Genomic DNA, 11,792 nt, shown 5'->3' with positions numbered 1-11,792 from the left:
CCGAACAGTATTTGTACGATCTTGACCTTGTCAACCGTCCGGAAGTATCACGACGGTTACTCTGACTCAGGACCAGCCGCAGGCTCGATCGAGCCGGTGGTCACCGGTCGGCTCCGGCGCTCCACCAGTGGAGGTTCGATGGATCGTCGGCGTCGTCGCGGTCGCCGCGCTCGGCATCTCGCTTCTCGGTGATCGATCGCCGCCGCGAGCCGTTCGGGTGGTGGTTGTGTCCGTTCACCGGGATGAGATCCTTCCGTCGGCTCACCAGGAAGAGCTCGCCCGCTCGGCCTCGACCGGCGACCGTCGGTTGCCGATCCCGAGATCGACGAACCCACCGAGCGAATCAGGCAACTCGGCGGACCCGGTGCCGGTACGGAATCGCTTGTCCCGGAGACTGATTCGACTATCGGTCTATGATCTTGGTGCAGCCAGGGGCGGTGGCCGTCAGGCGGACCGCACCGCTCCAATTGCGAGTCGGCCCGCAGTGCTGCATAGTTGACCGATCGGTCGCAATAGCTCTAGTATCTCGAAATATGGTGCGCACCAAGGAATTCGACTTTGCCGTGATGTTGGACCGCACACTGGAACTGTGCTGATTTCGCGGCTACGAGGCGCCCTACACCGCGAATCCGACTGGGCACCCTGGCACTGCCAGGGCCTGCGCATTCGCGACCTCCAGCCGCAAACACGAGTGCTTCAGAGGCGCTGCAACGCGGAGGTCGTCGCGGAGGTCGCGCCCGAGTTGACAGGTGCCAGCAGACCAGCTGCCCCGCATCGCGATCCGCGCCCACGAGCCGACAGCGATGCTGTCAAGGGCGCGGATCTCTGTCGACGAAGGCCGTCGGCTGTTCCGGTACGTATCCGCCGCGCCGGAAGCGATCCAACCCGAGTTCGGTCCCGAGTTCCGATCGCAGTCCCGGATTACGCACGTAGAACACGAACAGGTGGTAGACCCGGGTCGGGTCGGTCTCGAGATCCTTGTGGCCGATGTCGATGGTTCGGTAGCCGGTGGCGGCATCACCGGTGACAAGGGTGATCACGTTGGTTCCGCTGCCGACTTTGTTTTTCTCTCGGCGGCTGCGGGCGCCGACTGCCGAGATGTCCTGCCAGGCAACATTGGTCGGGCCTTTGCCGTAATCGATCGAGATGTCCTGTGCCGTGAGCACGATGCCGACGTTGCCGAGGGTCTTGCGAGGGTGGTATGTGCCGAGGCCGATGAGGATGGCGAACAAAGCTGGCAGGGAAATGAGGAAGAAGAACGCTGCTCCGGACGACCAGTCGTCGTTCAACGATGCGATGAGTTGCCACAGTCCGGCCCCGAGCAGGGCAACTCCGAATGCGATAGCTACCAGACTTCCGATCGAGGAAGGGCGCGGCACCGGCAGCACGAGCGCGGAGCCAGCTCCGGTGGCTCGAATGTCAGCGGCCACCGGAGCAGTTCGGGGGAGTTCCGACCATCCCCATAGGGTGAGAGTAGCAGCGAAGGGGCCCAGAAGCACGAGCCCGAGGAGTACGCCCCACACCGATTCCGGATCTCTCACAGCTGTCCAGATCCCACCCAGAACCAACGGCCACACGACCATCGCCATGACGAACGGCAGCACCGTATAGCGGTACGCGCCGAACGCCTTTCGTTCCCAATCCGCTGGTAGCGGCAAGCTGGACGTGCTCCGGTATCTACCCACGAGATCTCCTCCTGCGATCTTGCACGCTTACGCCGTTGCCGATCTGATCCCAGCCTCGGTTGCGCCCTGCACGATCTGAATCAGTTTCGGCACCATTCCGATGATCGTCGACGCTTCTTTCGCAAGCTGGAGCAGGATCTGCGACATCTTCGTGCCTGCGCCCGCGATGCTCGTGCTGGCGCGGGCGACCGCCGCGAAAGACGCCGTCCCCCCGGTGCAGATGATGATCGCGGCAGCCTCGACCAGCACGCCGGCCAGCCAGTTCAGGAGTTCGGTCACGACACCGCGAACACCCTCGACCAGGTCACCGAGCGCGGCATTCACTTTGCTCAGCGAGGTCGCGAGGGAGGACTGAGCCTCGATGTCCGCCATGAACGCATCGGCCTTGGCTTTGTAGGCCGCGCCTGCGGCACCGGCCCATTCACTGACGTCTTTCTGCAGTTCGGTGTTCCATGTCGCGGCGGCTTCGGTCAGCGCACCGGAAATGTTTTCCCAGGACGTGGAATACGCCTTGACCATGTCCGGGTTACCGGTGACCCAGTCGAGCGCCTTGCGCAGCGGTTCGACATTCTCCAGCATCCAGCCCATCAGCAGGGCGCCAACGATATTGAACGGATCGAACTTCGCCAGGGGAACCCCTGCGGACATGCGGCTCCGGTACTCCAGCACGTCCGCCGCGGCGACGGCTACCGAGGAAGCTTTGAGGGCCGCGCCGTACAGGTTCTTGACCGGGTCTTCCCCGTTCAACGCTTCCTTGACGAGCCCGCCGGCTTCCCAGGCATCTCCCAGCGGCGTGCCTTTGAGCAGACCTGATTCGGCACCGTCGCTGTTTATCCTGGGGAGCAGAGCCTTCTGGTCGAAACCGTAAGCCTCGTCGTCGTCGACCTTCCCGTCGATCAGTTCATTGCCTTCAGGCGGCGCGGCGTCGTTGAACGGCACGGCTCCCTCCCCTATTTGATCTGGTTCTGTTGACCCTCGATCTCGGCTTTACGGCCGGCATCGAGGTTTTCGAAGGTATCCGCGCAGTACCGCAGCGTCTTCGGTAGCGCCTCGGTCGTTTCGACGATCTTCTGCAGGCTGTCGGTGATCCGCTCGTGCAGCGAGCCCACCATCAGATCCGCGTACCACCCGACGAAAACCCCGTAGCCGTCATCCAACTTGGCGACATAGTCAGCGGCCTGCTTGGCCTTGCTGACGTTCCCGAGCGTCGATTCGACGGCGCTGGCATGCGCGCGTACCTTCTCCGGATCGACGACGACGTCGTCGCTGTTCCACATCTATGTCCTCGTTCCAGCCACGACTTCTTGCCCCATCCCGAACGCCGTCGGCACCCCGCTGCTGTCCACCGCCACGCTCACGCTGGACTCGGACAACGTCGCCATCCGCCCCTCCAGCTCTCCGAACCGCCGTGCCCGCCCCAAATCGGCCGCGAACTGCGCCAATCCCCCTGCGGCACTGCCCGGATCGAAGCCGACCATCGACACCTCCCCCTCCCACCAGCTGTCCAGTCCGATCGAACTCTGTCAACGAAACACGCACCACGCAAATCACAGTGCGATCTTTCGATCTCGTCCTCTGTATTGGACGCGCCATCGACCCATCCGGTTCCATCGAATGTCAGCCAACGCGGAGCTGCGCCAGCGCCATCCCGGAGGTCGGGCCTACTGGCTGATCGTCTTCTCGTGTCACATGATCCCGACGATGCTCGCCACGCCCGGCATCAACGACCCCGCGATCACGCCCGATGTACTCCGAGGCAACAGCCGTCGTCGACTGATGGTCGACCAGGCACCCGCACGAGCGCGATCGGCGGGCCTCAGTGCTGTCGGGACCATCGAACCTTGTTGCCAGCGTCGATAATCTCGGTCCCATGGTGTTCGACTCGACCCGTTTCGATCTGGAGCCGTATGCCGGTTTCGATACGGCTCGGTACGTTCGGCGGACGTATTGCAGTTGGGAGGTTGCCGGCTGGCGGTCGCTGCTCGTGCAGCGGTTCGAGCATGTCCCCGTGGTCGAGGACATGGCGTTGCCGGGCACGGCAGACCTGCACCTGGTAGTGCCCATCGCGGGGCGGGCCGTGATGGAGACGCGCAGTGATGGTCGGGCGCAACGCTCCACGTGGGCGCCGGGTCGGCCGGAGCTGGCGATCCCGGGCTGGCCTGTCCTTCGCCGCTATCGGGCGGACGGGGCGATGCGCAGTGTGCAAGTCCACATTCCGCGTGACACCGTCGATACGGTCGTGGCGCAACTGGGTGGCCACGCGGTGGACTACGAGGCCATGGCCGCGTCCGTCACCGCGGGGGATTCGCTGGTCGAGGAAACCGTCCGAGCGCTCGGTCGCACGGGCGAGGCCGACGACCTGTATGCCGAGGCCGCGGCGGCCTTCTTGACCGTGCATCTACTCACCCGCCATGCGCGACTGCCTGCTGATCGGACGCCGACGCGCGAGGACGCACGCGTGCGCACGGTCGTCGCGACGATGCGTGCGCGGCTGGCCGATTCGATCACCCTGGCCGACATCGCCGGCGAGGTGCATCTGAGCGTCTACCACCTCGTCAGGGTCTTCAAGGAGGCGACCGGGGTGACACCGTACCGGTACCTCACCCGGTTACGGATCGACGAGGCGAAACGGCTGTTGCGCGAGACCGACCTGACGATCGCCCAGGTCGCGGCACGGTGTGGCTTCGCAAGCCCTGGTGCGCTGTCAACCGCCTTCTTGCGGCACACCGGGGCGCGTCCCTCGGAGTATCGCAATTATTGACCGGTGCACCGCAATCTCGAGCATTGGGTGGGGGATGACTCGCCCTTACGGTTCATTCCATGGCCGACATCTTCTCGGGCGAGGTCGCCACGGGTATGGACCTGAATCCGATGACATGGATGGTCGAGCGGGCCGACGCACCCCGTCGGATCGCGACCGGGGCGGGCGGGCGCAGCGCCGAGGTCACCGACCACGTCCTGCTCATCCGCCGAACCGCCTGACGCTCGCGACAAGGGAGACCGCCATGCCCAGCACGACCGGCCGCACCCGCTGCCGCGACACCCCGCCGCCTCGGACCGGAAACAACGAGGCCGAGACCCTGCGCGGATTCCTCGACTATCTCCGGACCTCGATCGCGGCAAAGGTCGAGGGCGCCCCCGAACCGCAAGCACGAACTGCCGCAGTACCGTCGGGCACCAACCTGCTCGGCCTGCTCGAACACCTGACTCATGTCGAACGCTCGATCTTCCTCGGCGACAACGTCACCGACTGGCCTGCGACGTTCCGAGCCACATCATCCGACAGCGTGGCCGACGTCGTCGCCCGCTACCGAGCCACGGTCGAGCACGCCAACGAAATCCTCGACGTCTGCACCGACCTCGGTGCACCTGTCCCGCGGCCCCGGTCGAACCGCCCCACCCCCAGCGTCCGCTGGGCACTGGTCCACATGATCGAGGAAACCGGCCGCCACGCCGGCCATGCGGACATCCTCCGCGAAATGATCGACGGCTCGACCGGCCGCTGAACCGATCACCTTCGATCGAATTCGCCTCCACCGCAGCGGTAGCCGTCCCCCAAGACCCGGTCTGCTCGGCGACCAGAGCGTGTGGCCGACCTCGGGCAGCCGCCGAACGCCGGGAAACAGCTTGTCCCCCGACGCATCTCGGTCTCACCGTGCAGATCGCGTCGACTGAAAACGCAGGAAGGATATGACGTGCCGCACTACCGAGTACGTTCCACAACCTCGGCTCCCGTCAGCACGGTGTGGGGTTTGCTGATCGATGGCCACAGCTGGCCCCGCTGGTCCTCCGGGCTGGACGAACTGGTCGAGGAACGCTCCAGCGGCCTCGATTCGCGCGGCAACGACGGCATCGGCGCGGTCCGCGCGTTCCGCACCGGCCGGGTCGTCACCGGTGAGCGACTGACAGAACTCGTGCAGGATCGGCTCCTCGCGTACGAGGATGCCTTCAACTTCGCCATGAAGGACTATCGCGCCGTCGTCGAACTGCAGCCGACTCCCACGGGCGGAACGACCATCACCTGGCGCGGCACCTGGCGTATGCGGCCCGGGATCGGCTGGATCATGCCCTTCTTCCTTCCCCGGGTGATGCAGCGCATGGCCGACGACCTCGCCGACTACGCAGCCACCGCGGCGGGGCCGCCCAACCCCTGACCGTGATCAGCGTCGCAAAGTCGCATCCAACGAGGTGCGCAGGAATTCTGGTGTGGCATGGCGGTTCTTTCGACTGCGGCGGCCCGCGTCGGCGTTCGACAGTCCGCACCGTGCCGCGACGGCGTTGTCAATAGTGACCATGTCAGCCGCCCCTCCCGACCACAGTGCGTTGCGAGTGCGGTGATCATCGCCCCGGGCTGTCGTGAGGCCGGCGCTGTACCAGCTCCAGCCTCCGACGCCCTGTCGTGCCGCGAACCGCACGGGTCGAACCTGCCGCGCTGCAGCGCCGAAGATCAACGGGCCGAGATCATCTCGAGCGGTGTCATCCAACGCCGACGATCGCGCAGCAGAACGTCGGTTCAGCAGGTCGAGGCGCCGGGAGCTCTACCACGGGACGGTCTCGCCGTGGCGATCCAGGAACTGCAGGCCGGGCGCGCCGGCTTGTGCTTCGAGGACGTCGGCGACGGCGGGGATGCTCTCGCGGGGCGTGAGAGGCGCGTCGGGGCCGCCGAGCTGGGTTTGGTTGTGGCCGGGGTCGATGAGCAGCTTGGTGTGTCCATCGCCGGCATGGCGGGTGGCGTAACTGCGCATCAGCTGGTTGAGCGCGGCCTTGCTGGCCTTGTAGAGCTCGTAGCCGTCCTCGGTGTTTCGCGAGATGCTGCCCTGCTCGGAGGACATGACTGCGACGGTCCCGCCGGGCGCGACGAGTCCGCGCAGGGCCTCGAGGGTGCGCAGGGGGCTCAACGCGTTGGTGATCATCACCTCGGTGAACATGTCGGTCGAGACCTCGCTGATCGGCAGATCGCCTCGGTCGATCGCGGCGTTGACGAAGAGCAGATCGAACCGACGATCGGCCAGGCGCTCGGACAGCTCGGCCAGCTGGACGGAGCTTGTCATCTCCAACGATTCGACCTCTAGAAGTCCTTGCGAGGCATGGGCATTCGCTTGCAGCCAGCCGCCGCTGCGGCGCGTCGTGGCGATGACTCGCCAGCCGCGTCGAGCGAGCTCGTCGGCGAGGACGAGCCCCAGCCCTCGAGAGGCACCGATGACGAGAGCTTGGCGGTGGGACGTGGCGGACACATTCACTCCTACGTTGTGATACTTAGTCTAGACGCGACGTTGCGACTAGACTACAGCCCGACACCGCTGATGGGTATGGTGTCTCGCATGCCCGCCGCGAACTCCCAGCCCCGTAGGGCGCACTCCGGCCCTCGACGCGACGAGGCAGCGCGCCGGGCTGTACTTCATGCCGCAGACGATCTGCTGGTCGAGAATGGATTCGGGGCTCTGACCATCGAGGCGATCGCGCGGCGCGCCGGCGTCGCCAAGCAGACGATCTACCGCTGGTGGCCCTCGAAGGTCGAGATCCTGCTCGACACGCTCATCGAAGACAGCACCAAGCACCTTCCCGTTCCGACGGAAAAGCCCACGGCAGAGAACATCCGCGGCTACCTACGCCGCTTCGCGCGATTCCTTACCCGCGACCCCGCCGGCAAGGTCCTGCTCGCGCTCATCGCCGAGGCGCAGCATGATCCCGACACAGCCACAAGCTTTCACCAGCGCTATCTCGGTCCACGCCGTGACCAGGAATGCGACATGCTCACGCGCGCAATCGACGCCGGCGAGATCTCGCCCCACCTCGGCCCCGACGCCACGATCGACGCTCTCGTCGGCCCGATCGTCTATTGCGCCCTGAGGGGGTCGAGCATCCCACGCGGACTGGTGGACACCCTCGTCGAGAACCTGCTCAGGCCCCGCGACACTCGAGTGTCCGCCGAGTAGCTCGCCCGGCCGATCAACCGGGCACCGACCAGACCGATCGATGACAATTCGCAAGCCGGTTCACATGATGCAAAGCAGCCAGGACCCTGTCTGACCGGCTTATGCCGTCGGAGACATTTCAATGAACTCTGGCTCACTTGTTGCTCGTTCGCGGGTGAGGTCGCAGTCGTAGACCCGCGGGTTTGAGGGTGAGGGTTTCGCGGACGTCGAGTCGGTAGTCCGGGTCGGGTTCCAGGTCGAACTGGTGCAGGATCACAGCCAGTGCGACAGTGATCTCGTGCTGGGCGAACTGCCGACCGATGCAGGCTCGTGGACCCGTGCCGAACGGCTTGAAGATGCGCGGTGGCAGGTTCCGGATGTTGTCGGGAAGGAACCGGTCAGGATTGAACTCGTCGGCGTCGGGACCCAAGCCGGGTCACGGTGCGCCGCAAGGAGCAAAACCAGCACCCAATCCATCTGCCGGAAACGGTATCTGCCGTCGCAGAGCGTCGTGTCCTGGCGTGCGCGCCGAAAGTAGCCCGGTCCGGTCGGCCACAGCCGCAACGTCTCGTCGACGACCCGCCGCAAGCCCCGTAGTTTGGCCACATCCTCGAAGCGGATGTCAGGGAAATCTTGGATAGAGGACCAGGGAACAGAGATTCGCGCAATTGGACTGCTGGCTGCGATATCTGGCCATCGAGTGGCATCGAGGATCGCTCCGGCTAACGTCCGGCGTAACAATTGCTGACGAACTACGCACTGCCACTTGATGTTTGAACGCGGAGGCGCAAAGGATCTCAGTTCGTGCAGTTGCCCATGCTCCTGGTAGTGTCGGATTTCAGTGTTCGGGGGGCGGGCTTCGAGCGTTGGGGATCGGCGAAGTCCGTGAAGCCCTTCGATGAATTGCGATCCGGGGGAGTTCGATCGGATGTCGAGTATCGGGGATCGGTTCCGCGAGCTTTCTGTGATGGTGCCGATCCCGCGGCCCTGGAATCTGGATGCCTACGTCGCCGCGGTGGCCGAACATCGTGGGCGCCCGATCGAGCTAGCGGCCATGGACACCTCCGCGCTGGGCGCGGCGGGCTGCGGCACAGGTAGCGGTTTGTGGATCGCGCGCCGCAACGACGACATCATCGTCTACGACCGCGACACTTCCGCCTGGCATGCGCAGCACATCGTCTTGCACGAGATCGGGCATATGCTGCTCGAACACGATCGACAGCCGTCTCGGCAGGTCGATGAACTCCGAGACACAGCGCTGACGATGTTGATGCCGTCGATCTCGGGCGATTCCATCCAGCATGTGCTGGGACGCAACGCCTACGGTGACGACAACGAGCGCGACGCCGAGTCGTTCGCCGACATGGCGCTGTTACACGCGACCCAACCGCCGCCGCCTGCTTCGTCCATGCGTCGCACTCTCTTCAGAAACAGGCGCCGATGACTTCTCCGCTGCCCGCCACCGCCGCGCTGCCGATCATCGCCACGACCTCCACCATCACTGTGCTGCGGTGGAGGCTGATCAACCAGACACCCACCGACAAACTGATCAACCGGACGCTGGCCTGGGGCGTCGTCGGTCAGCTGCTGCACGAGCGCGGGGTGGCTCCGGGTATCGCCAGCCTGCTGCACCAGCTGTCACTAGGTGCCATCCTGGCTAGCCTGTCCGGTATCTACGGGATCGCCAAACTGTGGGGCGGAGCGGATCCGGAAACTACTGGGCAGCGACAGCGCCGCTACGACGGCGTGATCATTGGCGTGTTCATCCTGTTGTTGATTGCGGGAACCCCTGCGCGCAGGCAAGGTCTGCTCATCGACCAGGCGCTGGGCTCGCCGGCGGTCGCGTTCTGGGCGATATTCGGTGCGCCGTTGGCTGTCTGTGCGGCACTGCTGTTGCAAATCACTGTCCGTGATTTCCGTACCGAAGATCTGACCCTGCGCGAAAAAGTATTCTACGGCGCAATTTTCGCCGCCGCAGGTAGCCTGCTGTTCGACGCGTTCGCCGGGCCAGCGGTCGCGGCACTATCTACCTACACCGACTTCTCGGCACACGACGAACAGATGAGTCGCAAGGCCACGACGTTCTTCGCGTCTGCTCTCATCGGTGCGCTCATCGTCGCGGTTCCGCTGTTCCCCGTCCTGGCTGAGCATTTCGGATGGGATCGAACCAGTCGCCACGCCCGCCGACTCCAGCCGCTGTGGCGTGATCTGACCACAGCGTTCCCTGACTTGGTCCTCTACCCCGCCACCGAACTCGCCAAGCTCCCTCCGACGCCGCGGCTGCACCGGATGACCATCGAAATCCGTGACATCTTGTTGAACCTGCGGCCGTACATGTCGGTCACCACCGATACCGCGCCAGCACTGCCAGATGAGATGGGCAAAGAGACAACGCGGTACGCGATCTTGGTCGCTCATGCTTTGGATACCAAACGGGCTGGGACGCAGCCTGACCCGGTTGGGGCGCGAACCGTACCTCGGGCACCGGAGGCGACTGGCGATCTGGATTCCGAGATTCAGGTTCTGCTCGAGCTGGCCCGTCAATGGCCGCATGCCCAGACCGCTGTAGTGGCCACATACACATCGGCCCCAGCCACACCGAACGCATCGAACAAGGAGCAGCCCCGTTGACCGACCTATCCGTCCGCCCCGTCCAACGACTCCCCCATCCACCATTTCGACTGCCTCTGCTGGGTGACCTGCTGACTGTGCGGCCGGGAAGGCCAACACAGGCCGCGATGCGGGACGCACGCCGCCTCGGCCCGATCTACGAACGCCTGATCATCAACTATCCGATCGTCATCGTCTCCGGCGTCGATCTGCTCGCCGAGATCAACAACCAAGAGCATTGGGCGAAGAATCTGAGCCCGTTGTTCCGCCTCATGCGGCCAGTCGCCCGCGATGGACTGTTCACGGCCTACAACGACGAACCGAACTGGCAGACCGCACACAACATCCTCATGCCCGCGTTCACCCAGTCAGCGATGCGCAGCTACCACCAGACGATGACCGACACCGCCGCCGAACTGGTAGACCACTGGTCCGAGCAGTCCGGCCGTTGGATCGATGTCGCCGAGGACACCAACAAGTACACCCTCGAAGTCATCGGGCGTTGTGGTTTCAGCACCGGCTTCGACTCGTTCACCCGCGCGCACACCGACGAGCATCCCTTCGTCGCGGCGATGACCCGCAGTCTGCGTTTCATCAACCGCAACGCCAATCTGCCGCCTGCCGTGCACAAATTTCCCCGCAACCGTGCCGCGCAGCATGCCAATGACGTTGCCTTCGCCAAGAAAATCGTCGACGACGTCATCGCCGCCCGCCGCAGCGAGGATCCCTACAGCACTCGCGACCTGCTCGGGTTGATGCTCAACAGCACCGATCCCGCCACCGGGAACGCTCTCGACGAGAAGAACATCCGCCACCAAATCCTCACCTTCCTGGTCGCTGGACACGAAACCTCCGCCGGTGTGCTCGTCTTCGCCGTGCACTTCCTCGCTTCCCGCCCTGATGTAGCGGCCCGTGCCCGCGCCGAGGTCGACGAGCGTTGGCCCGGCCGCGAGCGGCCGCACATCGGCTATGAGGATGTCGCGAAGCTTCGCTACCTACGCCGCGTTATCGACGAAACGATGCGGCTGTGGCCGATCGCCCCCGGATACTTCCGGGAAGCCAAGCACGACACCACCATCGGCGACGGCAAATACCACTTCCGCAAAGGCGACTGGGTATTCGTCCTCACCCTCGCCGCCCACCGAGATCCAGGCTGGGGCCCCGACCACGACGAGTTCGACCCCGATCGCTTTCTTCCAGAGAACCTGCGCAAACTCGACCCCAACGTCCGCGCAGCCTACAAACCCTTCGGAACCGGCGAACGCGCCTGCATCGGCCGACAATTCGCCTACCACGAAATCCTGCTCGCCCTCGCCCACATTCTTCACACCTTCACCATCGAACCCGAACCTGGCTACGAACTCGACGTCGCCGAGCAGATCTCCCTGAAGCCCCGGGGACTGCGCCTCCGATTCCATCACCGGTAGTGCATGACGGGCAGCCTGCTGTGTGGTTTCCGGTCGGTGGTCTCGATGAATTCGCCGCCGAGCTGGATCTGGATTCGGTGTTGTTCCTGTGCTGGCCGCCGGGCTGGGGTAACTCCATGGCATCCGAGGCCGACCGCCACGCACGATGCGGCTGC

The 11,792-nt window shown here is 64.6% G+C and carries 14 protein-coding genes and 1 pseudogene; 8 read left to right on the top strand and 7 right to left on the bottom strand.

Going from position 1 to position 11,792, the window contains the following annotated elements; genetic code table 11:
- Window positions 1–100: 100 nt before the first annotated feature.
- The 5 genes from AC3EO7_RS30425 to AC3EO7_RS30405 all read right to left on the bottom strand — a co-directional run bounded on the left by AC3EO7_RS30425 (window position 101) and on the right by AC3EO7_RS30405 (window position 3,163).
- Window positions 101–238, bottom strand: coding sequence for a hypothetical protein (locus AC3EO7_RS30425; RefSeq protein ID WP_431970996.1), 138 nt, complete (start codon window positions 236–238; stop codon window positions 101–103).
- Window positions 239–809: 571 nt separating this feature from the next.
- Window positions 810–1,604, bottom strand: a complete 795-nt coding sequence (locus tag AC3EO7_RS30420; protein WP_435593097.1) for a hypothetical protein — start codon at window positions 1,602–1,604, stop codon at window positions 810–812.
- 108 nt (window positions 1,605–1,712) lie between these two features.
- Window positions 1,713–2,624 (bottom strand): WXG100-like domain-containing protein, encoded by a 912-nt coding sequence (locus tag AC3EO7_RS30415; protein ID WP_431970999.1) that lies wholly within the window; start codon window positions 2,622–2,624, stop codon window positions 1,713–1,715.
- An 11-nt stretch (window positions 2,625–2,635) separates the two neighbouring features.
- A complete protein-coding gene (locus AC3EO7_RS30410; RefSeq protein ID WP_431971000.1) occupies window positions 2,636–2,962 on the bottom strand; it encodes a type VII secretion target in 327 nt (108 codons plus the stop codon).
- A complete protein-coding gene (locus AC3EO7_RS30405) occupies window positions 2,963–3,163 on the bottom strand; it encodes a hypothetical protein (protein WP_431971001.1) in 201 nt (66 codons plus the stop codon).
- Window positions 3,164–3,555: 392 nt separating this feature from the next.
- Between AC3EO7_RS30405 and AC3EO7_RS30400 the strand changes: the two genes are divergently transcribed.
- The 4 genes from AC3EO7_RS30400 to AC3EO7_RS30385 all read left to right on the top strand — a co-directional run bounded on the left by AC3EO7_RS30400 (window position 3,556) and on the right by AC3EO7_RS30385 (window position 5,839).
- Window positions 3,556–4,446 carry a helix-turn-helix domain-containing protein gene (locus tag AC3EO7_RS30400; RefSeq protein ID WP_435593096.1) on the top strand — a complete coding sequence of 297 codons (891 nt, stop codon included), beginning with the start codon at window positions 3,556–3,558 and terminating at the stop codon, window positions 4,444–4,446.
- A 59-nt stretch (window positions 4,447–4,505) separates the two neighbouring features.
- Window positions 4,506–4,667 (top strand): hypothetical protein, encoded by a 162-nt coding sequence (locus AC3EO7_RS30395; RefSeq protein ID WP_431971003.1) that lies wholly within the window; start codon window positions 4,506–4,508, stop codon window positions 4,665–4,667.
- Window positions 4,668–4,690: 23 nt separating this feature from the next.
- A complete protein-coding gene (locus AC3EO7_RS30390; protein WP_435593095.1) occupies window positions 4,691–5,191 on the top strand; it encodes a DinB family protein in 501 nt (166 codons plus the stop codon).
- Between the two features lie 189 nt (window positions 5,192–5,380).
- On the top strand, window positions 5,381–5,839 hold the full coding sequence (locus AC3EO7_RS30385) for an SRPBCC family protein (protein WP_435593094.1): 459 nt from the start codon (window positions 5,381–5,383) through the stop codon (window positions 5,837–5,839).
- A 384-nt stretch (window positions 5,840–6,223) separates the two neighbouring features.
- On the opposite strand, the gene AC3EO7_RS30380 is transcribed toward AC3EO7_RS30385, so the two are convergent.
- Window positions 6,224–6,919, bottom strand: a complete 696-nt coding sequence (locus AC3EO7_RS30380) for an SDR family NAD(P)-dependent oxidoreductase (RefSeq protein WP_435593093.1) — start codon at window positions 6,917–6,919, stop codon at window positions 6,224–6,226.
- Between the two features lie 87 nt (window positions 6,920–7,006).
- On the opposite strand from AC3EO7_RS30380, the gene AC3EO7_RS30375 reads away from it, so the two are divergent.
- A complete protein-coding gene (locus AC3EO7_RS30375) occupies window positions 7,007–7,621 on the top strand; it encodes a TetR/AcrR family transcriptional regulator (protein ID WP_435593092.1) in 615 nt (204 codons plus the stop codon).
- A gap of 133 nt (window positions 7,622–7,754) precedes the next feature.
- Here the strand turns inward: AC3EO7_RS30375 and AC3EO7_RS30370 are convergent.
- Window positions 7,755–8,206, bottom strand: a pseudogene (locus AC3EO7_RS30370) (cytochrome P450).
- Window positions 8,207–8,567: 361 nt separating this feature from the next.
- Between AC3EO7_RS30370 and AC3EO7_RS30365 the strand changes: the two are divergent.
- The 3 genes from AC3EO7_RS30365 to AC3EO7_RS30355 are packed head-to-tail and all read left to right on the top strand — an operon-like array spanning window position 8,568 to window position 11,637.
- Window positions 8,568–9,044: a hypothetical protein gene (locus AC3EO7_RS30365; protein ID WP_488186300.1), complete on the top strand. Its 477-nt coding sequence runs from the start codon at window positions 8,568–8,570 to the stop codon at window positions 9,042–9,044.
- Window positions 9,041–10,231: an MAB_1171c family putative transporter gene (locus AC3EO7_RS30360; protein WP_435593090.1), complete on the top strand. Its 1,191-nt coding sequence runs from the start codon at window positions 9,041–9,043 to the stop codon at window positions 10,229–10,231. The genes AC3EO7_RS30365 and AC3EO7_RS30360 overlap by 4 nt, the downstream gene beginning before the upstream one ends.
- Window positions 10,144–11,637 carry a cytochrome P450 gene (locus AC3EO7_RS30355; RefSeq protein WP_435593089.1) on the top strand — a complete coding sequence of 498 codons (1,494 nt, stop codon included), beginning with the start codon at window positions 10,144–10,146 and terminating at the stop codon, window positions 11,635–11,637. Before AC3EO7_RS30360 ends, AC3EO7_RS30355 begins: the two co-directional genes overlap by 88 nt.
- Window positions 11,638–11,792: the final 155 nt, after the last annotated feature.

It is taken from the genome of Nocardia sp. bgisy118, from assembly GCF_057708605.1.
This window is presented reverse-complemented; position numbering and strand designations above follow the sequence as displayed.